Source organism: Exiguobacterium sp. ZWU0009, from assembly GCF_000798935.2.
In the GTDB taxonomy this organism is placed as follows: Bacteria; Bacillota; Bacilli; order Exiguobacteriales; family Exiguobacteriaceae; genus Exiguobacterium_A; species Exiguobacterium_A acetylicum.
The window spans coordinates 437,873-463,907 of sequence record NZ_CP018057.1 but is presented as its reverse complement, the minus strand read 5'-3'; the positions used below and the strand labels follow the sequence as shown (position 1 = coordinate 463,907).

Genomic DNA, 26,035 nt, shown 5'->3' with positions numbered 1-26,035 from the left:
GATGGATGCTTTAAATCGTGCCCGGAAAGAAGGAATAGTCATGTTGGATTGGTTTACTTCCCTCCCCGTCGTCGTGCAAGCATTGCTTGCCGGAATGATGACGTGGGGGTTAACCGCACTTGGTGCGGCACTCGTCTTCGTCTTTACGACGATTGAAAAACGCGTCATGAACATGATGCTCGGTTTTGCTGCTGGCGTCATGATTGCCGCATCATTTTGGTCGCTGCTTGCTCCTGCGATCGAGTTCACGGAGCAGGATGGTGGAATCGCTTGGATTCCTGCCGCCATCGGTTTTCTCGCCGGTGGATTTTTCGTCCGTCTCCTCGACTTCGTTACACCGCATTTGCACTTATCCGCACCACTCGAGACAGCGGAAGGTCCTTCGACAGGACTCAAGAAAACGACGTTGCTGTTTCTTGCGATCACGTTGCACAACATTCCCGAAGGTCTTGCGATTGGTGTCGCTTTCGGTGCCGCCGCCTTGAACATGGACGGGGCGACCGTCGCCGGTGCCTTGACCCTCGCACTCGGTATTGGCATTCAGAACATGCCGGAGGGAGCTGCCCTATCGATCCCATTACGCGGTGAAGGGATGTCGCGCCGGCGCGCCTTTCATTACGGTCAATTGTCAGCGATCGTCGAACCGATTGCCGCGATGGTTGGAGCGGCTGCCGTCTTCTTCGTTCAACCGCTTCTACCGTATGCGTTATCCTTCGCCGCTGGTGCGATGATTTTCGTCGTCGTCGAAGAATTGATTCCGGAATCACAAGCAGAGAACGGATCCGATTTAGCAACACTTGGTCTGATGGTCGGTTTTACTGTCATGATGATTCTTGACGTCGCTTTAGGATGAGCCTGTTGCAAAACGAGTAGTGGACGATATCGTCTCCTGCTCGTTTTTCTTTTTGTAGATCCAGGCATATTCCAGTGAAACCAATCGATTTGAAGTTTTTCTGACCTTGTGTCCTAACAGAAAGATTTCCTTTTCTTTCATACTGTTTTAGTATGAATGGAAATGATCGAATTTCCTGATCTATCCGATGAAATCTAAATCCATCTATTATCTTATCCAAACGAATTTAAATCGTACAACGCGTCTTACACATCCAATCGTCTCTCAGACCTGCGCCCGATATTCCAATTAGTTCTATCTCACAAGAATAAAACATGATATGTTTTTACATAGCACATCATATAGAAGGAGATTACCATGACAATCATTGAACTTTTAAAAGCGCTCTTGCTCGGTTTCGTCGAAGGGATGACGGAATTTGCACCAGTCTCTTCCACAGGTCATATGATCATCGTTGATGACATGTGGTTACAAACAACGGAATTTCTCGGTAAATATTCCGCAAACACCTTTAAGATCGTCATCCAGCTCGGATCGATTCTTGCGGTCATTGTCGTCTTTTGGAAACGCCTCTTTAGCCTGATCGGTTTATATAAAATCGAAGGAGAACACGACGCATCAGGGACACACAAGTTAAAGCTACGTCACGTCTTGATCGGTCTTCTACCAGCTGCGGTTCTCGGGTTGTTATTCGAAGACTTCATCGATGAGAACCTCTTCTCGATTGAAACGGTCATCATCGGTCTTGCTGTCGGTGCCCTCTTAATGATCGCAGCCGATAAACTCGGACCAAAGGAACCGAAAACAACATCGCTTGATCAGATTACATATCGCCAAGCAGCACTCGTCGGTCTGTTCCAATGTATTTCCCTTTGGCCTGGCTTCTCCCGCTCCGGTTCAACGATTTCCGGAGGGGTCTTCCTCGGGATGAATCACCGGACGGCAGCTGACTTTACATTCATCATGGCTGTACCGATCATGTTCGGTGCTAGTTTCCTCTCGTTCGTTAAGAACTGGGATAATATTAATCCAGGCGACTTCGGTTTCTATGCCGTCGGTTTCGTTGCGTCGTTCGTGTTTGCCCTCTTATCGATTCGCTTCTTCCTGAAGCTGATCAACAAGATCAAACTCGTTCCGTTCGCGATCTATCGTCTCGTCTTGGCAGCCGTATTAGCTGTCATCGTCTACATGTAAGTCCTAACCGTTAGCTATTTTAGCTGACGGTTTTTTATTTTTTTGAAACTAATTCACTCGGTTAAGGGTATATAGGGATGAGACATACTTAAAGGAGTGAACGCCATATGGCACGCAGAAGTCGGAGTCGATCAAAACTCCCATTAATCATCGGAGTCGTTGTCGTCGTCGTGATTGCCTTTTTAGCAATCGGACAATACAACAGCCTCGTCAATGTAGAAGAAGATGTATCGAATAAATGGTCACAAGTCGATAACCAGATCAAGCGTCGTGCGGATTTAATTCCGAACCTCGTCGAAACCGTCAAAGGTGTCGCAGGTCAAGAAGAAAAAGTCTACGGAAAAGTCGCTGAAGCTCAAGCTGGTCTTGCGCGCGCTGCGTCAACCGAGCAGCGGATTGAAGCCGACCAACAAGTCACGTCTTCGCTTCGCGGATTGATTGCCTTGCAGACGACTTATCCAGAACTAAAATCAAGCGAACGATTCCAATCCTTGATGGACACGCTGGAAGGAACAGAAAATCGTCTTGGGATCGCTCGCAAGGATTACAACGATGCCGTGACGCTTTATAACAAAAAACGTCGGAGCTTCCCAACGGCACTCTACGCATCCGCCTTCGGATTCGAGAAAAAACCATATTACGAGATTTCAGACAGCGACCGAGAAAATCCGACTGTCGACTTTAACAGTGATTCGAAATGATTCGGCGGTGGACGCGACTTCTATTGAGCGCGTTCCTCGTCTTCTTCCTCTTCGTTCCGACAGCTAGTGCCGTTTCAGAACGAACGGGAGCAACGTTCTTCATTCAGGATGATGCTCAGCTGCTCACCCCTTCGGAAGAAGCCGAACTCGCGCAACTCGGTCAAGAACTCGAACAATATACGACGGCACAAGTCGTCCTCAAGACGGTTCCCGATCTAAAGGGACAGGATTTAAGCTCTTACGCCAATGAAACGTTTCGGCGCCAAGGCATCGGTCAAGAAGGAAAAGACAATGGTGTTCTTGTCGTCGTCGCTCCGAATGAAAAGGATCGCCAATTCCGGATCGAGGTCGGTTATAAACTTGAAGGGATTCTGACAGACATCACAGCCGGACGTATCCTCGATCAATATGCGGTTCCTTACAAGGAAAACGGTGAGTATGGAAAAGCAGCGTCCGAAACGTATAAAGCGGTCGTCAGTGTCATTTCAAAGGATCAGTCACTTGAATCACAGGATCCTCCGAAAACACAAAATGACGACGGACTTCCACTTTGGACGAAGATTCTGATCGGTGCTGGATTACTGATCTTATTGTTCCTCGATATGAAGTTCACCGGTGGTATGTTCTTCTTTGCAATTTTGAACATCTTCTCCGCGATCATGCGTGGTGGCGGTGGAAATGGTGGCAGTCGCGGTGGTGGCGGAAGTTCCGGCGGTGGTGGCGCCGAACGTTAGAAAAGGAGTCATTTTTCATGAGGATCATCTTAGGGTATTACCTCCTCCTGACACTCATCGGATTTGTCTCGATGTGGCAGGATAAACGTCGGGCGCGGCAACATGCTTACCGAACACCCGAAGCGACACTATTGACGATTGCTTTCCTCGGTGGTGCGCTCGGTTCTTGGATTGGTATGTACACAGTTCGGCACAAGACACGGAAAGCGAAGTTCCAATGGCTCGTTCCAATAGCCGCTATCTTGCATCTCGCTTTCTGGTTTGTTTACACTTCACAATAAAAGAATGTAACCGATAGAGAAGAGAACGTACGGAAATGTGTCCGTCGTCCCTTCTCTTTTTTGTATGAGGTCAATGATTATGAAGAATAGGTTTAATTTCTTTTTCTCTTAGGGTAAAGAATTTAACCAATTTAATAAATACATCTTTTTTCGATGTATTGAGAGGTGGACATCCCTTTATGTGGCATCCTTGCGCCGAATGTACGACATCAATCCGTTTTGTTGAAGCGGGAGCACTCCATATTCAATCACCAACGCCAGAAATCTATTCCTATCAATCGTTCGAACAGCTCGAACAGTTATTGACATCACTCTTACGTGTAGCGGATTATCCGGTCTCGTGTCGCGCCACACAATCACGTTACGTGACAGCACCCATCCTAGCTTCAGCACTTCTAGAACAACTGAAGCATCGGTCAGCGATCGATTTCATCCAGCATGGGGTCATGACGAGCCATCTACAACCGATTTATGATATCCAGCGCAACGTGCTCGTCGCGAACGAAGCCTTATTGCGAGCAGCAGATGATAACACGCCTATCTCGCCTGGTGTCTTGTTTTCGACGGCCTCGAAGATGGGACTTCATTCCCGTCTTGATCAGCGGGCGCGTGAAGAAGCCATCCGTGCGACGCATCATATCGGTGGCACAACAAAAACGTTCATCAACTTTCTCCCTTCGACGATCTATAATCCGGAGTACTGCCTGCGCCATACGTTTGAGATTGTCGAACGTTATCAAGTCGATCCGAGTCGGCTCGTCTTCGAAGTCGTCGAAACGGAAAAAATTGAAGACGTCAACCATTTGAAACACGTCTTCGAACAGTATAAGAAGCAAGGCATTCAAGTAGCACTGGACGATGTCGGCGCTGGTTTCTCGACACTCGATATGTTGTCCTTGCTTCAACCGGATTATATTAAAATTGATCGTTCCTTCATCGATCACTGCGATACGAACTCAGAAAACGAAGCCTTTTTACGAAAAGCCCGTCATCTGACACGAGAAATGGGAATTCAAATCTTAGCGGAAGGCATCGAACGGCAAGAAGAACTCGATCTTTGCCGCGAACTCGACTTTGATCTTGGTCAAGGATACTTACTCGGTCGCCCTGCTCCTTATGCTCGCTTTGCAAAAGCACAATAAAATACGCACATGGACCGTCTGATGATTCGGTCCATGTGCGTATTTTTATGTTAAGTCGTCGAAACAGAAACCGTCTCGTTACGTGTGATAGCATCCACTAGTTGTTCTGCTGACACGATCGGACGCAACAGACGGCATAGTTCCTCTTGCGCTGTCCGTAAAGCAAGTGTTTCGACGACATCGAGCGACAATGCGAAATCTGCGAGTGCCGTCGGCTGCTCTTGTGCAAGAAGATAGTCACGCAACTCTACATAATCATCATCATGTCCGAGTAGCTTTTCCTGAACAAGTAGTCCGTAACCGACCTTACTCCCATGTAAAAACGCATGCGTTTCTGGATGAGGAGACAACGCGTTATGCACTGCGTGTCCGATTGCACCACGCGTCGCCGCGTCACCAAAACCGCCAATGCTCCCGGCTAACGGAATGACAGTTTCGACGAGATGTTGGATTTCAACAGGATACTCACGAAAACGCGTTTCCGTTATAGTCGTCGACAAGATAAGATCCTTACAACGCTCAGCTGTCCGGAGTGCCATCTCGATGACGGGATCCTCAGCCGATGATCCGCTTAAGGCACGTGCTTCATACCACTTCGCTAGCGTATCGACGAGCCCCGCTACGAAATAATCATACGGACTTGCTGCGATGATCCGATGATCGAGTAAAAGCGCTTCAATCACGACGGGGAACGTATCAAATCGGATGTACTGTCCCTCTTCGTTATACATGACACTCAGCGGAGTCCACGGAGCACAGTTCGAGACAATCGTCGGAATGACGACAATCGGTCGATGTAATTGAAACGCGACCTGTTTTGCCGTATCGATGACACTCCCACCTCCGAGTGCAAGAATCACATCGTACGGAGCACATGCTTGTTTGAAAGCTTCCACCTGTTGATCTGTACAATGTCCTTCAAATAAAAGACGTGGTAATTCTGGTAAAGCAAAAGCGGCTGCTTCATAGGCTTGACGTCCATGAATCAGGACTGCTGAACGATCGCCTATCACTTCTTCGAGTTGATCCAGTGCGTGTTCCTCATGTATGTATTGTAAAACAGCTTGTCGAATCACAGAATCGCCTCCTAATATTTGTTATCGCTCAGTATACGCAAAAGAACTCACTTCGGCAATCATTCGATTTTTACAAGAGGAGCGCGTACACTAGAAAAGAGAAGAATTTACTACAAAGGAGTCGATGAATCGATGCAACAGATTACGTTAAATAACGGCATCAGCATGCCCCAACTCGGATATGGTGTCTTTAAAGTACCAGAAAAAGAAGTATATGAAGCGGTCAGCGAAGCACTCCGCGCCGGGTATCGTTCAATCGATACGGCGATGATTTACGAGAACGAAGAAGGCGTCGGTCGCGCCCTTCGTGACTCGGGCATCTCCCGGGAAGAGATCTTTCTGACGACGAAAGTCTGGAATTCTGATCACGGCTACGAAGAAACACTTGCCGCTTTCGAGACGAGTCTACAAAAGCTTGGTGTTGATTACGTCGATTTGTATCTGATTCATTGGCCGATGCCAAAAGAAGATCGTTATGTCGAGACATGGCGGGCGCTCGAACATCTCTATGCAGAAGGAAAGACGCGTGCCATCGGTGTCTCGAACTTCCATATTCCTCACTTGGAACGGATTTTAGCCGAAGGATCGATTGTTCCTGCTGTCAATCAGATCGAACTCCATCCGTTCCTCAGCCAAGAAGCAATCCGAGATTTTTGCCGTAAGCACGGTATCGTCGTCGAAGCCTGGAGTCCGTTGATGAAAGGACGCGACGCGTTGACGCATCCGGTCATCGTCGATATCGCCGATCGTCATCAGAAAACGCCGGCTCAAGTCGTCCTCCGTTGGCACCTGCAACACGACATCGTTGCGATTCCGAAATCCGTTACGCCAAGCCGCATTCGCGAAAATCTCGATGTCTTTGACTTCAGCCTGTCAGACGTTGATATCCAAGCGATTGATCAATTGAACGCTAACGTGCGTACAGGATCAAATCCGGATCATAAATAAGACGAGACGATTCTCGTTTAATCTCTATACAAAAAGAAGGTACTTTTCGGATTTGATCCGAAAAGTACCTTCTTTGATGGTGCCCCTAAAACGTGATTCCAGTCTATTATTTTAGCGGTCTAAATTATTTCCATGGTCTTGCTTGGCGATGTCATCTGATTGATGTTTCGATTGACGATGTTCTTCACCGTCTTGCGTTGCATCATGTTCTTTTTCCTCGCGTTCTGTTTCCGGACGTCGGAAATCGTCATCCCGACGCATCGCGATATCCGGTTCCCGGTTCCCGTCGAGCTTTTTCGAATGATCGATTGCCTGCTCATCTTGTGGCATCTTATCGGTACCGGCACGATGCAGATCAATCTCTGCATGTTCTTCTTTCGAATCTTTATCAATATCAAGCGGATTACCTGAGCCGAGCTGTGCGTTGGAATTCACATCTGATGACGTATGCGTCTCTTCACCACTACCATAACGGACCTTTACATCAGGATGTGTATTGTCTGTATTTAAATGTGGATCGAACTGAATATCTTGGACTTCAAGCAGAAGAACGAATCCCCCACCTTCGACTTCCGTTTTTCGTTGTTCGATCTCATTATCTGATAGATCAAGTGATCCGAACAGATCATCGACTTCTTGATCACGACCTTTGTTCCCACGAATCCGATCAATCCAAGACGGTTTCGTCGTCGCGATCTCTGCATCCATCTGACTACGGACGAGTGCGATGTTCGACTTTTCCTTGACGATGACGTAAAAGTCTTCCTCCCGATGTCCTTGAATGTGTAATTCGTCCATTTTTGAGATCAATTCTTCCTCTGAATAGAACGTTCCGATATATTGTTTCGTTTTCATGGATGTTCTCCCCTTATTAACACGATTTGTCATGCGTGACTTCTATAAGGAGTATTTCCTCTTTTGCGTTAAAATATGCCAAAAAAAATGCGTTCTATTAAAACGTCATCTGTTTGACATGAAACGATCATTCGCCGACAAGTTTCAAACCGATTGTCGCACTTAAGACGAGTCCTATGCAGACCAGACGTTTCCAGTCTTTTGATTCGTTATAGAGCACCATGCTGAGAATCGCACCGCCCGCTGCTCCGATTCCCGTCCATACCGCATACGCCGTTCCCATCGGTAAACCATTCATTGCAAGCGTTAAGAATAGGAAACTGAGTCCGAATCCTGTTCCCATCAACAGTAGATTCTTCGCATTCTTATTTTGATTGAACGTATTGATTAAGACGACACCAAACATCTCAAAGATTCCGGCAATGATTAAATAAATCCAACTCATGCTGATTTCTCCTCTCCACTGACTAACTTCAGACCGATGACGCCGACGAGTAAGACAGCAATCAATGCTAATTTCATCACGGAAGCGGCTTGATCGAATAACACGATATCCGTCACGACCGTTCCTGCTGTTCCGAGACCGACGAAGACAGCATAGACCGTTCCGACTGGTAAATGGTTACTCGCTTTAATTAGCACGGTAAAGCTAACGATGATACAGACGATCGTTGCAGCCCACTCAAGTGGTGTTGCCGCATGTTTTAATCCAATGACCCAGCCGACTTCAAAACACGCTGCGACGATGATGCCAATCCAATACTTTGCCATAGTAATTGCCTCCTGATAGGTAAATTCAAATGAAAAAGCCCGGGAGTAAGCGAGACGATTCGCTTTACTCCCGGGCTTTTATCCCTCCGTTGCATGGACAAACGTCCATGTTCCTCCCTCGGTCCAGCCGTACGGAACCCTAGAGGATACTCCCTATTCCATTCGATACAACCACCCTAGCACGCCCTTTTTCCTATGTCAAACAGGAATCCGTTCCCCATCTGTCAAATAGAATCAAAGTGACTTCATCTGAAAGAGGAGGATGCTGCATGCGTTATAAAATCAATGATCAACTTCGGATTCGTCGTTTTACACCAGAAGATGTAGAAGCCGTTCACGCCTATGCATCACAACCCATCGTCAGTCAATTCCAGTCATGGGGTCCGAATTCCGAGACGGATACGAAACAATTCCTGCACGATGCACTCGAAAGTGAACTCGAGACACCAAGACGTCGGTATGTTTTTGCTGTGACGTTTCCAAGCGACGTCGTCATCGGTGCCGGTGAACTCGTCATCACAGACGTTGAAAATAAAATCGCCGAAATCGGATACGTCCTCTCACCCGATGAATGGGGGAATGGATATGCGACGTCGATTGCCTCTTTCCTTCTCCAATTCGGTTTCGAAAAACTAGAATTGCACCGAATCACAGCGACGTGTGATCCGCGGAACGTCGCTTCTGAGCGAGTCCTCCAAAAAGTCGGCATGACGAAGGAAGGACAGCTTCGCGAGACGGTCTATCTCGAAGACCACTGGCGCGATTCCTTGATTTACGGCATGCTTGACTGGGAATGGCAAGTGGATCACGAAGAAGATAACTAACATATGACTTCAAACGGTGTGCTGAGGCATACCGTTTTTTTATGGGCAATCTCCTATTTTTTTGATTTTTATCAATTTTTAAACAAGCGCATGCTACACTATCCATAATGACAAATTTTAAGAATTGGAGTGAACCTCTTGATGAAAAAATGGACTGCTCATGTTGCTGGACTTGCCGCAACGTTGATGTTGAGCTCGGTTTTACCCGCACCCGCTTTCGCTGAATCGCCACCTGCTCAACCGACGGTAGAAACACAAACAGTCACCGAGACGACCGGGATAGCTTATTTGAACGAGGATGCTGCGTTGCTACAAACGGCTGATTCCACAACGATCATTCAACAACTACCAGCAGGAACGACATTGAAGACACTCGGCACGGACGGTGACTTCACTCGTGTCAGTTGGCAAGAAGGTACTGCGTATGTCGCAACAAACGCGTTAACGCAAACAGCACCTGTCTTTCAAAAACAAGCTACGCTGATGTCGAAAAGTCCACTCTCATTAGTTGCTTCACCATTTGATCCCACCGTCGTGACGCCACTTCCTGCCTATCAGCGAATCGATACATACGGCACTTTCGACACGTTCACGCGTCTGAAATGGAACGAACAATACGTCTACGTACCGACGGCACAACTCGAGCAACTTCCGAAATTAGTTGGAAAGCGTTATGCCAAACGAACGACTTCTCTTTTCGTTGAACCGAAGACGACGAGCGCGAAGTCAGCTGTCACTCAAAATCAAGCATTCGAAACGTTCGGTACGACGGGGACTTTCACACGCGTGGCCACTAAAACGGGTTACGCCTTCGTATTGACAACTGATTTAGCTGATGCGCAGGTCGAAAATTACCCGGAAACGGGTCTGCGTTATGCCAAACGAGCGACTTCCCTTTTCGTTGAACCGAAGACGACAAGCACGAAGACAGTCGTCGTTCAAAATCAAGCGTTTGAAACGTTCGGTACGACGGGTACTTTTACACGCGTGGCGACTAAAACGGGTTATGCCTTCATATTGACGGCTGATTTAGCAGATGCGCAGATCGTGAACCATCCGGAAACAGGGCTACGTTACGTCCAACAGCAGACGACGGTCTATGCTACTGCGACTACGAAAGGAAAAGTCGTACAATCGCTTCCTGTGAATACTTCGCTTCAAACGTACGGCATCGAGGGTTCATTTACACGAATCAAACGAAACGACGAGTATGCCTATGTGCTGACGGCACATCTTGGTACATTGAAATACTATCCGAAGACTGCACGCCTCTATGTTCAGCGTGCTACACCGATCTATTCGGATGCCAAATCTTCAAGTCCTGTCTTAAAGCAACATCAAACGAATACGCTGCTGACGGTGTATGGCACAAGCGGTGCCTATAGCCGGATCATCTTCCGTGGAGTTCATGCTTACGTCAAGACAGCTGATCTCGGTACTGGAAAAGTCTATGCATCAACCGGGACACGATACGCGAAACGCAACTTGTCCGTCTACACATCTGCGTCGACGAAGAGCAAAATCATGTATTCCGTCAAACGAGCTGATAAGCTAACGATTTACGGAACAAGAGGCAGTTACACACGCTTGAAAAAAGGATCGGTCTACGGTTACGTCAAGACGACGGATCTCGTCACGAAAAAGCCGGATCTGTATGACGTCACTGGTCAACGCTACGTGACGGAAGACGATGTCGTCATTCGTTCGCAGGCAAAACTATCGGGTAAAAAAATCGGTACATTAAAAAAAGGGACCTCGATTTCGATTTACGGAAAAAGCGGTTATTATACACGCGTCAAATATAAAAACACCTTTGGTTTCGTCGATTCGAGTCGTATCGGACTGAACAAGCCGACGGCAAAAGCAAAAAAAGGCACGACATTTTATGTCCATCTGGACCAGACGCCACTCTTCTCTGCCGACGTTGCTTACAGTCGCCCAGCTGCCTATTTGAAGAAAGGGACGAAATTAATTGGTCTAAAATCAATTGATGATGACTTTTGGCAAGTTCGCCTGGCAAATGGTCAAACCGGTTACGTCCTCAACCCTTATATCAGCACGAGCAAACCCGATATGGGACTGACACAAAAAGCGATCGACCGGGCGAAAATCTATACGGTCAAACAGACGACGTCGTTCTTTGCGAGTCCGACAAGTCCAAAAGGCAGCGGACTCGTTGAACAAGGCAAACGGGTTTATCCGCGTCATCGAGTCGGAAACTTCTATGTCATCCAGTCAGGCTGGACACCTGTTTATCTTCCTGTATCCGCTGTGACGATCACGTCCGATAAACGGGTCGTTAAAAAGAATAATACGCGTGGTGAAAAGCTGATCCAAGCAGCAGTCCAACATATCGGCACACCATACACATGGGGTTCGCAAGATGCCGTGAACGGTGGTTTTGACTGTTCCGGTTTGATTCACTACGCGACGAACAAGGCTGGAAAATACGGTGGTCGGACGAACGTTCGTGGCTACTGGTACGGTGCTTTCTTTACGAATCGCCGGACGAGTATTACAAGCGGTAAACGCTCGGATATCGTCTTCTTCCAGAACACTTATACAGATGGTCCATCGCATATCGGAATCATGCTCGATAGCGAACACTTCATCCATGCAGGCGGTTCACAACTTCAAATCAACTCGATTTACGAACCGCGTTGGCAAGAGCATTTCCTCGGATTTAAATCGATGTAAGACAAAAAAGACGAATCCGTCGAAATCGACGGGTTCGTCTCTTCTTATCGCAATACGTTAAAATGTCATCTCGACGTATTTCGTTACTTGTCGATCCATCAAGTATAACTCGATCTGTTCACGGTAGGCTTTATAGTGATCGGATGCGATATGCGCTTCAAGTGCCTCTTCATCACGATACACTTCATACAGCATGAATTGATGCTCATCCTCGATCGATTGATGTAAGGAATAACGTAAGCACCCTTCTTCTTTTTGTGAGGCATGATAGACCGTTTGTAGAATCGGGAAGACTTGATCCGCAAGTCCTGCTTTGATTGTAAGTACAGCGTTGACGACGATTTCTCCCATGTTTCATTATCCCCTTTCGTGATTACCTGTATCTGTACCCATTTTCACGAAAAGACACACGTCAAAGGAGCCTGAAGATGCAAACTCAACTTTTTGAAGCACTTGAACAATTCGAACCCACGATGATCGCGTTACGTCGTGATTTTCATCGACATCCGGAACTCTCTTTCCAGGAAGTCCGCACACAAGAACGGATTGCAAACTTTTATGCGGAGCAGGGCATCCCTCACGAAACAGCCGTCGGAGGTCGTGGTGTCGTCGCGACGATCGAAGGCAAACAACCTGGTCCGACGATTGCTGTTCGTGCAGATTTTGATGCCTTACCGCTTCAAGAAGAGACGACACTCGCTTTCCGGTCGATTCACCCTGGTGTCATGCATGCATGTGGACACGATGGGCATACGGCGATGGTGATGGCCCTTGCTGCTACACTCTATCCATTACGGGATCAATTGCAAGGAACGATTCGAATCATCCACCAGCATGGTGAAGAGGTCTTTCCCGGTGGCGCGATCCAAATGATTGAAGCCGGTGTCCTCGAAGGCGTCGATGCGATCTTCGCGACACATCTCGAAAATGATTTACCGGTCGGTACGATCGGTTTTCGAGAAGGACATACATTATGCGCGATCGATGAATTCGAAATCATCGTTCACGGTCAAGGCGGGCATGCCCAGGCACCGCACAAAACAAAAGATGCGCTTGTCGCCGGTGCACAACTGGTCTGTAACCTCCAACACCTTGTCAGTCGACGGGTCGATCCGTTCGAACCCGCTGTCCTTGCGATCGGGTCCTTCCATGCGGGAACGGCTCCGAACATCGTCACAGGTGAAGCACGCATCGTCGGGGAGATTCGGACGTTCAACGAGACACTACGACATCAGCTCCGACAAGAAGTCGACCTTATCGCCAAAACAACGTGTGCCGGCATCGGTGCCACCTATTCGATTGACTTCACGACGGGTTACCCGGCGCTTTGGAATCATCCGGACGAGACAAAACTCGTTCAGGAAGCCGCTTCTTTCTTACCGGAAGCATCTGTCCGGTCACTCACACCGATGATGGCGGCGGATGACTTCGCACATTACTTAACGCACGTACCGGGTAGTTATTTCTTCACCGGCTCCGGATATACGGACGGTCGCGTCAATCATCCGCAACATCATCCGCAGTACAAGATCAACGAACAGGCGTTGTTGGTTGGTGCGAAAACACTCGGAGCGACCGTTTTACGTGCCTTGAAACCTAAGGATTGACTTTTTTTCTTTGTGAATGGTATCATCACAACAATGATAACGAATGACATCAACTTCATATACCCTTATCAAGAGTGGACCGAGAGATCTGGATCGATGACGTCCCAGCAACCTGCGCATAGCAAGGTGCTACGACCAGCAAAGCGAAAGCTTTGGTTGATAAAAAGCGGCGACTCCTTTTGCAACCAAGCGAAGGAGTCGTTTTCGTTTTTCTCGCTGTCAGACATACAATGGGAATTTCCCACGGAGAGGAAGATACGGATGGAAAAAGCAACATTTGCAGGTGGATGTTTTTGGTGTATGGTGACACCGTTTGAAGAATTACCAGGAATCGAGGGAATCGTATCAGGTTACATGGGTGGACACGTCGATCACCCGACATACGAGCAAGTTAAAACAGGAACGACAGGACATCTCGAAGTCGTTCAAATCACGTTTGATCCGAGTCTGTTCCCGTACGAGCGTCTGCTCGAACTCTACTGGCCACAAACGGATCCGACGGATGCAGACGGTCAGTTCCAAGATCGCGGCACGCAGTACGCACCAGCAATCTTCTATCATACGGATGCTCAGCATGAAGCAGCGATCGCTTCTCGTGACGCTCTTGCTGCAAGCAATCGTTTCAAACAACCGATCGTGACGCGGATCGATGCCGCTTCTGAGTTTTATCCAGCGGAAGAGTACCATCAAGACTTCCATAAGAAAAATCCAGAACACTATAAAAAAGATCGTGCTGCTTCTGGTCGCGATGCCTTCATCGAGCAAGAATGGAAAGATACGACGACGGTCTAATTCGAAAAAATGCATAAAAAAACAGGTCAGTAAACGTTTGTTTGCTGACCTGTTTCATTGTTATGGAAAAGATAAGTCATGAAACACGTTCTACCTGATCCTTCGCCTTCTCTTCTGGTGCCACAACTTGATACCGCTTCAAGACAAAGATCCCGCATACCATGACGGCGAGACCGATGAGCTGACCGAACGATAAATCAATTTGTGGTAAACCGAACCAACCGAACGTATCGACAGCGAGAGCAAAGCTTAACTGCGAAATCAGAACGACAGAAATCGCGACGGATGGACCAAGCAACTGAATTCCACGCATGACACAAAAGACGACACCAACACCGACGAGTCCGCCGAACCAATAGAGCGGCGATACGTTTTGGATTTGCCCAATCGTTCCACCACGAAACAGGACATAGGTGACACTTGCTCCGACGAAACCGACGAAGAAGACCAGCGTCGTTGTCGCCCATGCACCGAACGCGTCACTCATCCGAGCATTCAGTACCGTCTGTAAACTGATCAACATCCCTGCCAACACGGCACACACGATGCCCATTACCATGTTCGTTCCTCCTTACTCATAGCTGTTACCGTTCGCCTTCTCGCGAATCCGCTCCAGATCGACGATGATGATTTTCCCGCGTCGTCGAACGAGAATCTCTTCTTCACATAATTTCGTGATGATACGGTTGAGATGACGATAACTCGTTCCAAGCCAGTCAGCGACGTCATGTAAGTTCGACGTCCGCATCTCCTGATAAAATAAACTGTCACTGGCTTCAGAAGCAATCGACAACAAATATCCCGCAAATCGCTCCTCGACGGTATACAACACATGGTGCGACGCTGATTTCGAGTCGGCATACCATTTTGCTGTGATCGTCCGTAATAGGAATTGCAGAAAGACGTTCGTCGTATTGTGCTCGCGTAAAATCGCATATGGCACGCTCAACACCTCGACGTCGGTCACCGCTTCGACCGTATTCAACACTTCCCGTTCATTGATGAATTCGGCGTCACCAATCACCGTCAGAGGTGTCTTGAATCGCAGAATCCGTTGTTTCCCTTCTGACGAGGCAGCAGAAATCTTGACCTTGCCTGCGACGATGAAGTACATCCGGTCAATCGATGCCCCTGTCGTACAGAGGAGTTCTCCTTTTTGGAAGGTTTCTTGACGCAACCAAGCGCGCGTCTCTTCCGTCAAAATCGTATCCAGTCCATACTGTTGAATGACGGTTTCCATGTTCATTCCCCCCTTTAGACAAGTGAGAAAATCGCAACTCCCGCAAGCATGAGACCCACACCAACCCACTGACCACGATTTCCTTGTTTTTTTAAGACACCGAACCATCCTTTTAAATCAATCAGAAAGGCACATAGAATCTGTGCGACGAGTAATAGACACATCGCCCATGTCATCCCGAGTTTTTGGATTGCTGTGAGTTCCGTTACGACGACTAGCACGCCAATCAAACCACCGCTCGCATAAATCCACGGTAACTGACGGAAGCCACCGATTTTCCGGTCTCGTACGAAACTGTAAATGACTAAACAACCCATCAAACCCACAAAGTGGACGATCAATACGGACAACCACGGTCCGACGCCTGTCGCAAGGCGCGCATTGAATATGCCTTGCAGGGCGATGAACAGACCGCTCATCAAAGCAAACACGACTCCTTGCACGTCATCTCCTCCTTTAATCTCTACACTAGAGTAGACATTACTCGTGCCCCACTTGAAAAGGACAAATGTCCCATTTTCAAAAAAACATGAAAAAACCCGCTTTCCACAAGTAGAATCACGGGTCCATCAGTATGCTCATGTCGTAAAACGAGTCGTCGTTTGTTTCAGCTGTTCCTCCGCTTCTGTCATCATGCGCGTAAACAACTCCGCAACCGTCGGCACATCATGAATCAATCCGGCAACCAGTCCAGCGTTGACATACCCTTTCTCCTCATCGCCCTCAAGAGCACCTCTGATATGATACGACTCATTCGTCTGATCGAGAAAAGCAGCAGGTGTCTCTGCTGTGAGTCGCTCAACGTAAGGACCATCAAGGACACGTCGGACGAATCCGACGGAACGTCCGATGATGCGTGTATCGGTATCGGTCGCCTCCATTAAGTGCGCCTTGTATGTCGAATGAACCTTCGCCTCTTCCGTCGCGATCAACCGTGTTCCGAGTTGGGCGCCAGCCGCACCAAGTAACAGAACAGCTGCCAGTCCACGACCGTCACCGATTCCACCCGCTGCAAGGACGGGAATGTTGACCCGGTCGACGAGCTGCGGAATCAAGGTCAGCGTCGTTAACTCGAGCGGTGAATTGATGCCTGCCGCTTCAACTCCCTCCGCTACGAGTACATCTGCACCTGCCTGTTCTGCCTTCAATGCCTGTTTGACCGAGGCGACGACGGCGATCGTTTTGATGCCGGCAGCTTGAAGTCGCTCTATGTACGGTGCCGGGTTTCCGGCCGACAAGGAGACGATCGGGATCTTTTCTGCGATCGCGAGATCAATCAGTGCTTCCGTATAGGGAGACACCCGAATCGCGATATTCAAGGCAAATGGTTGATCCGTCAGCATTCGTGTCTCGTGGATCCGCGACGCCACTTCATCGACCGACAATGTCCCGCACCCGAGCGTTCCGAGTCCTCCGGCATTCGACACCGCTGCCGTGAGTGCCGCATGACTAATGTTACCCATTCCTCCTTGGATCAAAGGATACCGAATTTTAAAGAGCTCACAAATCGGAAACATGTCTTTCCTCCGTTCTCACCTTCACTCACATGCTATACTGACATGGAATGAATAGTAGTTCATCTTATTATAGAAACGAGGTCATTCTGTTATGAAAATTCCGTATCAATCGATTCATCCGAACGTCGCCTCCGATGTATTCATCGCTCCTGGTGCTTATCTGATTGGAGACGTGACGATCGGTTCCGAGTCTACCGTCTGGTTCAACGCTGTCTTACGCGGTGACGAAGGACCGATTACGATTGGGAAACGATGCAGTATCCAGGACAACGCGACGATTCATCTATATGAAGGGGCACCCGTCGTCATTGAAGATGAAGTGACGGTCGGACATAACGCGATTTTACACGGTTGCAAAATCGGACGTCGTTCGATCGTCGGAATGGGTGCAACCGTTCTTGATCACGCAGACATCGGTGAAGAATGCATCATCGGGGCGAATACGTTGATTCCATCGGGAAAAGTTTTCCCACCCCGTTCGCTGATCATCGGCTCACCCGGTAAAGTCGTGCGTGAACTAACAGAAGCAGATCTCGCGATGATTCAGGAGTCGATTGATTCTTACGTCGATAAAGGATATGCCTTCCGAAACATCCTCGCAGAATCAGCTGAACAGAATACATCTGAATGACACGAATGCGGGGCGGATCAACTGATCCGTCCCGCTCTTTCATGTATTGTTCTTATCGCTCCGCAAACAGCGGGTGTTCCGCTGCGTCGTACGAAGCACTGCGTTGTGACACATCGTGCGTCTCTTCAAAGATTGATTCGAAGAACCGACTCGCTGGCTGTGCGAGCAATCGGTAATACTGTTCGAACAAGAGCGCCGCATGGTGTCCGCTCCAAGCATCTGGTAACAGTTCCTGCGGTAATCCCGGATCCGTGAAAAGGAACTTCCGGTACTCATGCACGAGCATCGTCCGTTCGACGAAACACTGTTCATCCGTCATTTCTCCGAGTTGGAGCTGACTCTGATGGACGATGTATTGCCGGCTATAATCCGTGATGAACGTCTCGTAACGTTCCTGCAATTCCTCTAGCGGAAACGCACGCTCGACGAGGGATTGGTCCTGTTTTGGACCATGGTATTCACCGACAAAGAAATCGACATACTCTTCGATTTCGTATGCTTCAATCAATCGTTCCGCCTCTTTTTCAAGCGGGTTCGGTGAAATCCAGACCCCGTTCGATAAGTTGCCAAACCCACTCCACGTCAGTTCTTTACGAAGCTCGTCGCGAATTTGTCGCTTATCCTCGGGAATCGTGTACATCAGCGTCCGCCACTTCCCGTCCCAGTCGTGCGGTGTTGATTTATAGATCCGGCGCGCGGCTTCCTCCATTCGCTCCACTCCACGTGGCGTCAACGAATAGAAACTTTTACTTCCTTGCTTCTCAGAGACGAGCCAGCCTTGTTTAACCATTCGGGATACCGCGACCCGAACGGCTTGTTCGTTATGTCCGAACTCTTTGACGAGTCGAATTAAACTCCCGACCCAGATGTGATTGCCGTAATGCCGGATATAATCGCCGTAAATCGTAAAAATCATTGATTGGGTGTTCGCACTCATGGTATTCACTCTCTCTTCAGTCGTTCATAGTGTGTATCGTTAGTATACGGGTTATTTCAAACGTCGACCATCCTCATCTTCCTTCAAAGCGTGGTGCCCGTTTTTCAGCGAAGGCTTGTAGCGCTTCCTGACGATCTGCGGTCGGGATGACGACTTCATAGGCTTCCGTTTCGAGCTGTAGTCCTCGTTCGAGCGAGACATCCCGCCCTTGATCAATCGCTCGCTTCGCTTGACGCAAGGCGATGGGACCGTTTTGTAACATTTGATGGGCAAACTCAAGACACGTCGTCATCAACGCTTCCCGGGCGACGACAGCGGTCGCGAGTCCGTAACGTTCTGCCGTCATCGCATCGATTTTTTTCGCTGTGAAGATCAATTCCTTCGCCCGTGTCTCCCCAATCAGTCGCGGCAAGCGTTGTGTTCCGCCAGCCCCAGGAATGATTCCGAAGCTAGTCTCCGTCAACCCGACGAGGGCATCCTCGACGAGAAAGCGGAAATCACAGGCAAGGATCCATTCAAAGCCACCACCGAGCGCGTGCCCATTGACGGCAGCGATTGTCGGTTGGGGTAATTGTGCGATCGACGTGAAGACGTTGCGAATCGCAAGGACATTACGTCGGACTTCTTCTTCATTCAACTGCACGCGTTCTTTTAAATCGGCGCCTGCACTGAAAGCTTTACCGGTTCCGGTGAACAGGACGACCCGCGCTTCCGAGTCGACCGACAACGCATCGACTTGTTCCTGCAAGGCGACAAGCGTCGGGTAATCGAGACAGTTTAAGCGTTCCGGGCGATCAATCCGGACGATCGCGATATAGCCTTCTCGTTCTAAGTGAATCATATGAGTCCCTCCCGATCGACGACGAGGGCAATCCCTTGTCCGACTCCGACACACATCGTCGCAAGACCATACGTCCGGTTCGTCCGGCGCATCTCATGCAATAACGTCGTCAAAATTCGCGCACCACTTGCACCGAGTGGATGACCGAAGGCGATCGCTCCGCCATTGACGTTGACTTTTTCTGTCGGTAGACCAAGTACTTCGATACAAGCAAGACTTTGAGCCGCAAAGGCTTCGTTTAACTCGATCTGATCGAGCTGTTCGACCGTCAACCCTGCCCGCCGGAGGACTTTTTTTGTCGCGTCGATCGGTCCAATGCCCATGATGGCAGGTTCGACCCCTGCTGTCGCACTCGCTCGATAATACCCGAGAGGTGTCAAACCGAGTGCCTTCGCTTTTTCTTCACTCATCAATAACAGCGCCGACGCACCGTCGTTGACGCCAGATGCATTTCCCGCTGTCACGGTACCGTTCGGGAATAACGGACGAAGCGTCGACAGTTTCTCACGCGTCGTCTCAGGACGGGGATGTTCATCGCGGTCGAAGACGCTGACGTTACCTTTCCGGTCCGTCTGCGTGACCGCAACTAGTTCCTCAGTAAAGCGATTTGCCTCGATCGCTTGTTTTGCGCGTTGCTGGCTCTCAAACGCAAAGTCATCCTGTGCTTCGCGCGAGATGCCGTACTGACGGGCGACGTTCTCAGCTGTTTCCGGCATCGAATCCGTTCCGTATTGATCTGCTAAACGATCATTGACGAAACGCCAACCAATCGTCGTATCGTACATCGTCTGATTGCCACGTGGGTTGGCTTGATCCGGCTTCGCGAGAACGAATGGTGCACGCGTCATGCTTTCCGTTCCACCAGCGATATAGATATCGCCTTCACCTAAGGCAATTCCCCGCGCTGCCGCGATGACAGCATCGAGTCCTGATCCACATAAGCGATTGATCGTCGTACCGGCGACTTCGACCGGTAGACCAGCTAGTAGTCCAGACATCCGGGCGACGTTACGATTGTCTTCTCCCGCCTGATTCGCATTGCCGAAAATGACTTCCTCGATCGTCTTCGGATCGACTTGTGGATTACGTTCAAGCAATGCTTCGATGACACGTGCTCCTAAGTCATCTGGACGAACCTGACGCAACGCGCCGTTATAGCGACCGATCGGTGTCCGAACGGCATCGATGATAGCGACACGTCTCATGATGTCACCTCACGATTCGTATAGTCATAGACGCCACGACCTGTTTTACGACCGAGTCGACCCGCTTTGACATACTGTTCGAGTAGTGGTGCCGGACGGTATTTTTCGCCGAGCTTCTCATGCAGATACTTTAAGTTATGGAGTCGAGTATCGAGTCCGACCAAGTCCCCGAGTTCGAATGGTCCCATCGGATAGTTTAAGCCGAGTTTGATCGCTTTATCGATCTCTTCTGGTGTTCCGAGTCCTTCTTGTAACATGTAGAACGCTTCGTTTCCGACGAGCGCACTGATCCGCGAAGTCACGAACCCCGGAAACTCACGGATGACGACCGTTTCCTTCTGCATCTGACGCGCCACCTGCTCAAGAGCTGCGACCGTCTCATCCGACGTTTCAAGACCACGAACGAGCTCGATCAGTGGCATCAGATGGACCGGATTGAAGAAATGCATCGCCATGACCCGGTCCGCGCGGTTCGTAAAGGACGCGATTTCCGTCGGACTCATCGTTGACGTGTTCGTCGCAAAATAACAGTCCGGTCGTGCATGTGCTTCTAACGTTTCAAAGACTTGCTGTTTGATGCTCAGTTGTTCCGGTACCGCTTCAATGACGAGATCCGCTTGTTTCGCTGCCGTTGCCAAATCCGTCGACAGACTCAGCCGATCGAATAGTCCCTCGACCTCGTTCGCGGACATCTTGCCTCGCGTGATGCATTTCTCTGCGATACGTTCGAGTTCTTGATACGCACTTTCAACATACGCTTCTTTGATATCAACGAGTGTCACCTGAAATCCGCGGTGTGCGGCAACATACGCAATGCCACGTCCCATGACGCCGGATCCGACGACGACGATTTGTTCTACCATCTAATTTCCCCCTTATCCCCTGTGCTGTTAAAAAAGGCTGGACTTCCCGACGGAACTCCAGCCTTCCCTCTTGCTTATAGTCCGAACGGATTGAGTGGACGACTGCCGTAATACGACAAGATACTCTTCGTTTCTGTGTACAGATCAAGTGTTTCGATACAGAGTTCACGACCGAAGCCCGATTGTTTATAGCCACCAAACGGTGTACCCGGGAAAGCAGAGAACGGACAGTTGACCATGACGATCCCGGCTTTGATTTGATTGGCGACACGTGTCGCTTTCGCGCCGTCTTTCGTCCAAACGGCTGAGCCGAGTCCGAACGACGTATCGTTTGCTAAACGAATCGCTTCTTTTTCATCTTTGAACGGCATGACGACGACGACCGGTCCGAAGATTTCTTCATTGACCGCTTTCATCTCGTGCGTGACGTTGGTGATGATCGTCGGTGCGTACCAGAATCCTTTTTCGTATCCTTCTGGTGCTGAAGCGTGACCGCCTGTGACGATCGTTGCACCGTCCGCTTTCGCCGACTGGACATATCCATCGATGACATCGACTTGTTGTTGGTCAATGATCGCTCCAACGTGTGTTCCTTTATCGAATGGGTTACCGAGGACGAGTTGTTTTGTCTTCGCGACGAACTGTTCCATGAATGCTTCGTAGATCTCCTCGTGGACATACAGGCGCGAGCGCGCTTCACACGATTGACCGCTGTTATAGAAGATCCCGAACAACGAACCATCAACGGCTGCCGTTACGTCTGCATCTTCAAAAACGATGTTCGGTGATTTTCCACCGAGTTCAAGTGTGACTCGTTTTAGCGTCTCCGACGCACGTCCCATGATGTCTTTTCCGACTGGAGTCGAGCCCGTGAAGGCGACTTTATCGACGTGAGGATGTTCGACGAGATGGTTGCCGATCTCGCGTCCAGATCCCGGGATGACGTTGACGACACCTGCTGGTACACCAGCCTCTAGACAAATCTCACCGAGAATGATGGCTGTCAACGGTGTCAATGTCGCTGGTTTGACGACGACCGAACAACCGACCGCAATTGCTGGTGCGACTTTCCAAGCTGCCATCATCAACGGATAGTTCCACGGAATGATTTGCGCACAGACACCGACCGCTTCCTTTTCAGTGTAGTTATGGAATTGTCCCGGTACGTTATTGACGACACCGCGGTGACCGACGATCGCACCTGCATAGAACTCGAAGTCTTCAATCGCTTGCGTGACTTGCCCTTGCGCCGCAGCCAGTGATTTCCCCGTATCAAGAATCTCCAGTTCGACGATTTCGTTGAAACGGGAACGCATGATGCTCGCAATCTTATTCAAGATTTGTGCCCGACGTCCGACCGGCCACATCTTCCACTTTCCGTGATCAAACGCATCGCGTGCCGCTTGAACGGCACGATCGGCGTCTTCCTTCGATGCTTTTGCGACATCCGCAATCACTTCGCCCGTTGCCGGATTATATGTTTTGAACGTCTCGCCTGTTGCGCCCTCAACTTGTTCGCCGTTGATGAGCAAGTGATAGACGGACCGTTTCATTTCAAGTGTTTTTTCATGTACTGTCGACATTGTATTCACTCCTGTTCCTGTTGATTGAAAATCGGTGATCGTTTTTCGAGAAATGCTTGCATGCCTTCTGTTTGATCGGCTGTCGCGAACAAGAGATAGAAGTTACGGCGTTCGTGCTCCATCCCATCCTGTAACGATAAATCGACAGCTTTGTTTGCCGCATCCTTGATCAATCGTAACGCCATACTCGGTTGGTTCGATAACCGCTCTGCCATCGCCAGCACCGTCGCTTCGACGTCAGCCGTCACCCGGTTGATGATACCGAGTCGTTCCGCTTCCTCTGCCTTCATCCGGTCACCGGTGAAGAGCCACTCGAGCGCCCGCGTCCGACCGATACATTTCGTCAAACGCTGCGTTCCGCCTGCTCCCGGCATGACGCCGAGTCCGACTTCCGGGAATCCGAACTGCGTCTCCGGATCGGCGTAGATTAAATCACAAGCGAGTGCCAGTTCGAAGCCGCCGCCAAGGACGAAGCCGTGGACACCTGCGATGATTGGCTTTTTGATTCGGCTGATCCGGTCCCAGTCCGCGAACGGATCGAGGAGTTCCATCGAAATCGGTGTCGCTTCGAGCATCTCCTCGATATCGGCACCTGCTGAAAACGATTTTCCGTTTCCCGTCAAGACGATGACCGTCACCCGATCGTCGCGGTCAAACGCCTCCATCGCCTCGACGATTTCCCGGACCATCGTCCGGTTCAGCGCATTGTATCGTGCCGTCCGGTCGAGTCGAATCCGACCGATCCGATCGACCATTTCCGTCTTAACGTACTGTTGTGTCGGCATGGACATCTTCACCAATCATCAATGTGACGAGATCCCCTGCAAAGCTCATCAAGTCTTTCCCGGATGCTTTTCCTTCGAGCGAACGCATACCTGCTTGCATCGCTTCCTGACTTTCATAGACCATCTCGCACATCAAGTAATACTTTCCGTCTCCGCCCATTGGTGAGCCGACGATTTTTGTGACGTTCATTTCTTGCAGTCCTGGAATTTTTGCTGTCAATGGACCATGGACCTCAAAGTAGTGCTGATCGAATGCTTCCTTGTTTTCCGGATGTTTGTAAAGTGCGATTAATTTTGCCATATTGATTACCTTCCTTCACATGAGAGTAGAGACGGGTTTCATCGCCTCAAATGGATTTTTACACGATTTACAGTAGAGAATACTCCGACATGCCGTTGGTCCGAATAAGTTTTCCATCGTCACATACGTCGATCCACAATACGGACAGTCGATCTCCCACTTCCCTTGTTCAAACCGTGGGGGGGCAATGCCGAATGCCTTTAATCTTTGCATGCCTTGTTCCGTGATCCGGTCTGATGTCCACGGTGGATCAAACCGAAACTGGACGTCGACCTGTTCGACGTTCGGAATCACCTGCAAGGCGGATTCGGTATTTTTTTTGATGATTTCAAGCGCCGGGCAACCGAGAAACGTCGGGAGAAGCGTGACGCGCACTAGGTAACCATGCTCCGTCGCTTCCGCGTCCATCGTCTCGACCATGCCAAGATCTAAAATACTGACGCTATCAATTTCCGGATCCTTCACCCCGTTCAGGGCTTCTCGGATCGCATGATGGAGTGTCGTCGTCATGCTTCCCTCTCCTTTCACCACGTCGCTGTCTGATCGATCAAGTAAACTTCTCCGAGCGTTGAAAGCGCGTCATTCAAATCTTCCGTGTGATCGCCGTCCCGCCCGTTACGCGTCATCTGCATTTCTGGAAGCGTCACGTTCAATTCGACGAGTAACGGTGTGATCGTCTGATACCAACGATCGAGTAAAATCCCTTGCCCTTCGATCAACCGCATCTCTTCGATTACTTGACCGTGTTCGCCATAATCGAACATGTCACCGAAGTCATAGAGGACTTTTTCTAGGGCTGCATCCATCTTCTGGCGTGCCGTCTCCGTCGATTGATAAAGCTGAGTGAACCATGTTTGCCAGTGCAGCAAATGATAGTACAGTTCCATGTTGATCTTGACGGCAGCCGTAGCGAGTGGCTCGTAACTGCTCGATTTCAAGGCATCAATCCGGATCTTTTTCGCGACCGTGTAGCAATAGTTCCGCACGACGGCGAATGCCCAGTCATATTCAGGTTTCTCCATATAGTAGCCAGGTCCGTTGACACGTTCGACGAGAATCGAATTCTTCCGTTCATGTGCTAGTCGGACATGAGCTAATGCATCAGCATTCCCTTCGCCGAGTTCCTCGAGGAGTTGGTAGTACATCGCTGCGTGTCCCATCGAATCTTGTGCGATCGAAGACGAAGCGACATCCTCTTCGATATGCGGTGCGAGTCCGAGCCATTCCGAACCGCGGTACGCGTAGAGGAAATCATCATCCGCGAGTTGATAGAGTAAGGAGGCGAGTGCCGTCCGTTCTTGTTCCGTCATTTGGAGTCGCCTCCTTGCCAAGACATGATCTCTTTTTCATCGAGCATCTGTTGCTCGTAATGCCGCCATTTCTTCTTCAAGTAGCCGTATCCTTTCGTCGTCCGGTAGTCCTTATTATCAAGACGTTGCAACATCTGCTTCTCATCCGGTGACAAACCACAGATATCTTCGCGTTTGACGACCCAGATGTCGACGACCGGTTCCCGGCGCATGAAGTTTTCTTGTGCCATCAGTAGCGCCATCTCCTTATTCGGAGCGAGCAAGCTGAATTGATGGGTGAACGCCGCGTTCGGCGTCCGTTTGCTAAAGACTTCGAATTCGTGATAAAACGTCTCATTCATCGTGCT

31 protein-coding genes and 1 riboswitch are annotated in these 26,035 nt (G+C 49.5%); of the genes, 12 read left to right on the top strand and 19 right to left on the bottom strand.

The window, feature by feature from the left end; all coding sequences use genetic code 11:
* Positions 1–40 precede the first annotated feature (40 nt).
* The 6 genes from L985_RS02470 (at position 41) to L985_RS02445 (ending at position 4,905) form a co-directional block, all read left to right on the top strand.
* Positions 41–853: a ZIP family metal transporter gene (locus tag L985_RS02470; protein WP_023467025.1), complete on the top strand. Its 813-nt coding sequence runs from the start codon at positions 41–43 to the stop codon at positions 851–853.
* Positions 854–1,210: 357 nt separating this feature from the next.
* A complete protein-coding gene (locus L985_RS02465; protein ID WP_047391506.1) occupies positions 1,211–2,047 on the top strand; it encodes an undecaprenyl-diphosphate phosphatase in 837 nt (278 codons plus the stop codon).
* 107 nt (positions 2,048–2,154) lie between these two features.
* Positions 2,155–2,748: a LemA family protein gene (locus tag L985_RS02460; protein WP_029340715.1), complete on the top strand. Its 594-nt coding sequence runs from the start codon at positions 2,155–2,157 to the stop codon at positions 2,746–2,748.
* On the top strand, positions 2,745–3,482 hold the full coding sequence (locus L985_RS02455) for a TPM domain-containing protein (RefSeq protein ID WP_047391511.1): 738 nt from the start codon (positions 2,745–2,747) through the stop codon (positions 3,480–3,482). Before L985_RS02460 ends, L985_RS02455 begins: the two co-directional genes overlap by 4 nt.
* A gap of 17 nt (positions 3,483–3,499) precedes the next feature.
* On the top strand, positions 3,500–3,763 hold the full coding sequence (locus L985_RS02450; protein WP_051656210.1) for a DUF1294 domain-containing protein: 264 nt from the start codon (positions 3,500–3,502) through the stop codon (positions 3,761–3,763).
* A gap of 179 nt (positions 3,764–3,942) precedes the next feature.
* Positions 3,943–4,905, top strand: coding sequence for an EAL domain-containing protein (locus L985_RS02445; protein ID WP_047391515.1), 963 nt, complete (start codon positions 3,943–3,945; stop codon positions 4,903–4,905).
* Positions 4,906–4,955: 50 nt separating this feature from the next.
* Here L985_RS02445 and L985_RS02440 read toward each other — a convergent pair whose 3' ends face one another.
* Positions 4,956–5,981 carry an iron-containing alcohol dehydrogenase family protein gene (locus tag L985_RS02440; protein WP_047391518.1) on the bottom strand — a complete coding sequence of 342 codons (1,026 nt, stop codon included), beginning with the start codon at positions 5,979–5,981 and terminating at the stop codon, positions 4,956–4,958.
* A gap of 132 nt (positions 5,982–6,113) precedes the next feature.
* Here L985_RS02440 and L985_RS02435 point away from each other — a divergent pair, with 132 nt between their 5' ends.
* On the top strand, positions 6,114–6,929 hold the full coding sequence (locus L985_RS02435) for an aldo/keto reductase (RefSeq protein ID WP_047391522.1): 816 nt from the start codon (positions 6,114–6,116) through the stop codon (positions 6,927–6,929).
* Between the two features lie 111 nt (positions 6,930–7,040).
* Here L985_RS02435 and L985_RS02430 read toward each other — a convergent pair whose 3' ends face one another.
* The 3 genes from L985_RS02430 to L985_RS02420 form a co-directional block, all read right to left on the bottom strand.
* Positions 7,041–7,784 carry a general stress protein gene (locus L985_RS02430; protein WP_029340709.1) on the bottom strand — a complete coding sequence of 248 codons (744 nt, stop codon included), beginning with the start codon at positions 7,782–7,784 and terminating at the stop codon, positions 7,041–7,043.
* 127 nt (positions 7,785–7,911) lie between these two features.
* Positions 7,912–8,229 (bottom strand): DMT family transporter, encoded by a 318-nt coding sequence (locus L985_RS02425; RefSeq protein ID WP_023467016.1) that lies wholly within the window; start codon positions 8,227–8,229, stop codon positions 7,912–7,914.
* The gene (locus L985_RS02420) at positions 8,226–8,555 is read right to left on the bottom strand and encodes a DMT family transporter (RefSeq protein WP_029340708.1); all 330 of its coding nucleotides are present in this window, start codon (positions 8,553–8,555) and stop codon (positions 8,226–8,228) included. Before L985_RS02420 ends, L985_RS02425 begins: the two co-directional genes overlap by 4 nt.
* A gap of 269 nt (positions 8,556–8,824) precedes the next feature.
* Between L985_RS02420 and L985_RS02415 the strand changes: the two genes are divergently transcribed.
* Both L985_RS02415 and L985_RS02410 read left to right on the top strand, forming a co-directional pair.
* Positions 8,825–9,379: a GNAT family N-acetyltransferase gene (locus tag L985_RS02415; RefSeq protein WP_029340707.1), complete on the top strand. Its 555-nt coding sequence runs from the start codon at positions 8,825–8,827 to the stop codon at positions 9,377–9,379.
* 141 nt (positions 9,380–9,520) lie between these two features.
* The gene (locus tag L985_RS02410; protein WP_235609854.1) at positions 9,521–12,076 is read left to right on the top strand and encodes a C40 family peptidase; all 2,556 of its coding nucleotides are present in this window, start codon (positions 9,521–9,523) and stop codon (positions 12,074–12,076) included.
* A gap of 57 nt (positions 12,077–12,133) precedes the next feature.
* Here L985_RS02410 and L985_RS02405 read toward each other — a convergent pair whose 3' ends face one another.
* Positions 12,134–12,427 (bottom strand): putative quinol monooxygenase, encoded by a 294-nt coding sequence (locus L985_RS02405; protein WP_029340705.1) that lies wholly within the window; start codon positions 12,425–12,427, stop codon positions 12,134–12,136.
* Between the two features lie 77 nt (positions 12,428–12,504).
* Between L985_RS02405 and L985_RS02400 the strand changes: the two genes are divergently transcribed.
* Together L985_RS02400 and msrA are read left to right on the top strand one after the other, a co-directional pair.
* Entirely contained in the window at positions 12,505–13,683 is a 1,179-nt protein-coding gene (locus tag L985_RS02400) for a M20 metallopeptidase family protein (protein WP_047391527.1), read from the top strand.
* A gap of 62 nt (positions 13,684–13,745) precedes the next feature.
* Positions 13,746–13,849: riboswitch (SAM riboswitch) on the top strand.
* Between the two features lie 95 nt (positions 13,850–13,944).
* Positions 13,945–14,475 (top strand): peptide-methionine (S)-S-oxide reductase MsrA, encoded by a 531-nt coding sequence (gene msrA / locus L985_RS02395; protein WP_029340703.1) that lies wholly within the window; start codon positions 13,945–13,947, stop codon positions 14,473–14,475.
* Positions 14,476–14,551: 76 nt separating this feature from the next.
* On the opposite strand, the gene L985_RS02390 is transcribed toward msrA, so the two are convergent.
* The 4 genes from L985_RS02390 to L985_RS02375 form a co-directional block, all read right to left on the bottom strand.
* On the bottom strand, positions 14,552–15,034 hold the full coding sequence (locus tag L985_RS02390; RefSeq protein WP_029340700.1) for a DMT family transporter: 483 nt from the start codon (positions 15,032–15,034) through the stop codon (positions 14,552–14,554).
* Between the two features lie 12 nt (positions 15,035–15,046).
* On the bottom strand, positions 15,047–15,715 hold the full coding sequence (locus L985_RS02385; RefSeq protein WP_051656209.1) for a Crp/Fnr family transcriptional regulator: 669 nt from the start codon (positions 15,713–15,715) through the stop codon (positions 15,047–15,049).
* Positions 15,716–15,729: 14 nt separating this feature from the next.
* The gene (locus L985_RS02380) at positions 15,730–16,158 is read right to left on the bottom strand and encodes a DMT family transporter (RefSeq protein WP_029340698.1); all 429 of its coding nucleotides are present in this window, start codon (positions 16,156–16,158) and stop codon (positions 15,730–15,732) included.
* 135 nt (positions 16,159–16,293) lie between these two features.
* The gene (locus L985_RS02375) at positions 16,294–17,232 is read right to left on the bottom strand and encodes an NAD(P)H-dependent flavin oxidoreductase (protein WP_047391531.1); all 939 of its coding nucleotides are present in this window, start codon (positions 17,230–17,232) and stop codon (positions 16,294–16,296) included.
* Between the two features lie 91 nt (positions 17,233–17,323).
* Here L985_RS02375 and L985_RS02370 point away from each other — a divergent pair, with 91 nt between their 5' ends.
* On the top strand, positions 17,324–17,863 hold the full coding sequence (locus tag L985_RS02370) for a gamma carbonic anhydrase family protein (protein WP_029343369.1): 540 nt from the start codon (positions 17,324–17,326) through the stop codon (positions 17,861–17,863).
* A gap of 52 nt (positions 17,864–17,915) precedes the next feature.
* On the opposite strand, the gene paaX is transcribed toward L985_RS02370, so the two are convergent.
* The 10 genes from paaX to paaB form a co-directional block, all read right to left on the bottom strand.
* Positions 17,916–18,800: a phenylacetic acid degradation operon negative regulatory protein PaaX gene (gene paaX / locus L985_RS02365; protein WP_047391534.1), complete on the bottom strand. Its 885-nt coding sequence runs from the start codon at positions 18,798–18,800 to the stop codon at positions 17,916–17,918.
* Between the two features lie 73 nt (positions 18,801–18,873).
* A complete protein-coding gene (locus tag L985_RS02360) occupies positions 18,874–19,641 on the bottom strand; it encodes an enoyl-CoA hydratase-related protein (RefSeq protein ID WP_047391538.1) in 768 nt (255 codons plus the stop codon).
* On the bottom strand, positions 19,638–20,846 hold the full coding sequence (locus L985_RS02355) for an acetyl-CoA C-acyltransferase (protein ID WP_047391543.1): 1,209 nt from the start codon (positions 20,844–20,846) through the stop codon (positions 19,638–19,640). Before L985_RS02355 ends, L985_RS02360 begins: the two co-directional genes overlap by 4 nt.
* Positions 20,843–21,709 (bottom strand): 3-hydroxyacyl-CoA dehydrogenase, encoded by an 867-nt coding sequence (locus L985_RS02350; RefSeq protein WP_047391546.1) that lies wholly within the window; start codon positions 21,707–21,709, stop codon positions 20,843–20,845. Before L985_RS02350 ends, L985_RS02355 begins: the two co-directional genes overlap by 4 nt.
* A 74-nt stretch (positions 21,710–21,783) precedes the next feature.
* The gene (locus tag L985_RS02345; protein WP_029343364.1) at positions 21,784–23,292 is read right to left on the bottom strand and encodes an aldehyde dehydrogenase family protein; all 1,509 of its coding nucleotides are present in this window, start codon (positions 23,290–23,292) and stop codon (positions 21,784–21,786) included.
* A gap of 5 nt (positions 23,293–23,297) precedes the next feature.
* Entirely contained in the window at positions 23,298–24,077 is a 780-nt protein-coding gene (locus tag L985_RS02340; RefSeq protein WP_029343363.1) for an enoyl-CoA hydratase/isomerase family protein, read from the bottom strand.
* The gene (locus L985_RS02335; RefSeq protein ID WP_023466996.1) at positions 24,055–24,378 is read right to left on the bottom strand and encodes an EthD family reductase; all 324 of its coding nucleotides are present in this window, start codon (positions 24,376–24,378) and stop codon (positions 24,055–24,057) included. Before L985_RS02335 ends, L985_RS02340 begins: the two co-directional genes overlap by 23 nt.
* Before the next feature lie 15 nt (positions 24,379–24,393).
* The gene (gene paaD, locus L985_RS02330; protein WP_047391550.1) at positions 24,394–24,888 is read right to left on the bottom strand and encodes a 1,2-phenylacetyl-CoA epoxidase subunit PaaD; all 495 of its coding nucleotides are present in this window, start codon (positions 24,886–24,888) and stop codon (positions 24,394–24,396) included.
* Positions 24,889–24,902: 14 nt separating this feature from the next.
* Positions 24,903–25,688 (bottom strand): 1,2-phenylacetyl-CoA epoxidase subunit PaaC, encoded by a 786-nt coding sequence (paaC, locus tag L985_RS02325; protein ID WP_029343361.1) that lies wholly within the window; start codon positions 25,686–25,688, stop codon positions 24,903–24,905.
* Positions 25,685–26,029, bottom strand: coding sequence for a 1,2-phenylacetyl-CoA epoxidase subunit PaaB (paaB, locus tag L985_RS02320; protein ID WP_047391554.1), 345 nt, complete (start codon positions 26,027–26,029; stop codon positions 25,685–25,687). The genes paaC and paaB overlap by 4 nt, the downstream gene beginning before the upstream one ends.
* Positions 26,030–26,035: the final 6 nt, after the last annotated feature.

What these genes read in the sequence shown, in the direction of transcription:
- L985_RS02470 (WP_023467025.1), top strand. Translation starts at nt 41, where the DNA reads ATGTTGGATTGGTTTACTTCCCTCCCCGTCGTCGTGCAAGCATTGCTT.
- L985_RS02465 (WP_047391506.1), top strand. Translation starts at nt 1,211, where the DNA reads ATGACAATCATTGAACTTTTAAAAGCGCTCTTGCTCGGTTTCGTCGAA.
- L985_RS02460 (WP_029340715.1), top strand. Translation starts at nt 2,155, where the DNA reads ATGGCACGCAGAAGTCGGAGTCGATCAAAACTCCCATTAATCATCGGA.
- L985_RS02455 (WP_047391511.1), top strand. Translation starts at nt 2,745, where the DNA reads ATGATTCGGCGGTGGACGCGACTTCTATTGAGCGCGTTCCTCGTCTTC.
- L985_RS02450 (WP_051656210.1), top strand. Translation starts at nt 3,500, where the DNA reads ATGAGGATCATCTTAGGGTATTACCTCCTCCTGACACTCATCGGATTT.
- L985_RS02445 (WP_047391515.1), top strand. Translation starts at nt 3,943, where the DNA reads ATGTGGCATCCTTGCGCCGAATGTACGACATCAATCCGTTTTGTTGAA.
- L985_RS02435 (WP_047391522.1), top strand. Translation starts at nt 6,114, where the DNA reads ATGCAACAGATTACGTTAAATAACGGCATCAGCATGCCCCAACTCGGA.
- L985_RS02430 (WP_029340709.1), bottom strand. Translation starts at nt 7,784, where the DNA reads ATGAAAACGAAACAATATATCGGAACGTTCTATTCAGAGGAAGAATTG.
- L985_RS02425 (WP_023467016.1), bottom strand. Translation starts at nt 8,229, where the DNA reads ATGAGTTGGATTTATTTAATCATTGCCGGAATCTTTGAGATGTTTGGT.
- L985_RS02420 (WP_029340708.1), bottom strand. Translation starts at nt 8,555, where the DNA reads ATGGCAAAGTATTGGATTGGCATCATCGTCGCAGCGTGTTTTGAAGTC.
- L985_RS02415 (WP_029340707.1), top strand. Translation starts at nt 8,825, where the DNA reads ATGCGTTATAAAATCAATGATCAACTTCGGATTCGTCGTTTTACACCA.
- L985_RS02410 (WP_235609854.1), top strand. Translation starts at nt 9,521, where the DNA reads ATGAAAAAATGGACTGCTCATGTTGCTGGACTTGCCGCAACGTTGATG.
- L985_RS02405 (WP_029340705.1), bottom strand. Translation starts at nt 12,427, where the DNA reads ATGGGAGAAATCGTCGTCAACGCTGTACTTACAATCAAAGCAGGACTT.
- L985_RS02400 (WP_047391527.1), top strand. Translation starts at nt 12,505, where the DNA reads ATGCAAACTCAACTTTTTGAAGCACTTGAACAATTCGAACCCACGATG.
- msrA (WP_029340703.1), top strand. Translation starts at nt 13,945, where the DNA reads ATGGAAAAAGCAACATTTGCAGGTGGATGTTTTTGGTGTATGGTGACA.
- L985_RS02390 (WP_029340700.1), bottom strand. Translation starts at nt 15,034, where the DNA reads ATGGTAATGGGCATCGTGTGTGCCGTGTTGGCAGGGATGTTGATCAGT.
- L985_RS02385 (WP_051656209.1), bottom strand. Translation starts at nt 15,715, where the DNA reads ATGGAAACCGTCATTCAACAGTATGGACTGGATACGATTTTGACGGAA.
- L985_RS02375 (WP_047391531.1), bottom strand. Translation starts at nt 17,232, where the DNA reads ATGTTTCCGATTTGTGAGCTCTTTAAAATTCGGTATCCTTTGATCCAA.
- L985_RS02370 (WP_029343369.1), top strand. Translation starts at nt 17,324, where the DNA reads ATGAAAATTCCGTATCAATCGATTCATCCGAACGTCGCCTCCGATGTA.
- paaX (WP_047391534.1), bottom strand. Translation starts at nt 18,800, where the DNA reads ATGAGTGCGAACACCCAATCAATGATTTTTACGATTTACGGCGATTAT.
- L985_RS02360 (WP_047391538.1), bottom strand. Translation starts at nt 19,641, where the DNA reads ATGATTCACTTAGAACGAGAAGGCTATATCGCGATCGTCCGGATTGAT.
- L985_RS02355 (WP_047391543.1), bottom strand. Translation starts at nt 20,846, where the DNA reads ATGAGACGTGTCGCTATCATCGATGCCGTTCGGACACCGATCGGTCGC.
- L985_RS02350 (WP_047391546.1), bottom strand. Translation starts at nt 21,709, where the DNA reads ATGGTAGAACAAATCGTCGTCGTCGGATCCGGCGTCATGGGACGTGGC.
- L985_RS02345 (WP_029343364.1), bottom strand. Translation starts at nt 23,292, where the DNA reads ATGTCGACAGTACATGAAAAAACACTTGAAATGAAACGGTCCGTCTAT.
- L985_RS02340 (WP_029343363.1), bottom strand. Translation starts at nt 24,077, where the DNA reads ATGCCGACACAACAGTACGTTAAGACGGAAATGGTCGATCGGATCGGT.
- L985_RS02335 (WP_023466996.1), bottom strand. Translation starts at nt 24,378, where the DNA reads ATGGCAAAATTAATCGCACTTTACAAACATCCGGAAAACAAGGAAGCA.
- paaD (WP_047391550.1), bottom strand. Translation starts at nt 24,888, where the DNA reads ATGACGACGACACTCCATCATGCGATCCGAGAAGCCCTGAACGGGGTG.
- paaC (WP_029343361.1), bottom strand. Translation starts at nt 25,688, where the DNA reads ATGACGGAACAAGAACGGACGGCACTCGCCTCCTTACTCTATCAACTC.
- paaB (WP_047391554.1), bottom strand. Translation starts at nt 26,029, where the DNA reads ATGAATGAGACGTTTTATCACGAATTCGAAGTCTTTAGCAAACGGACG.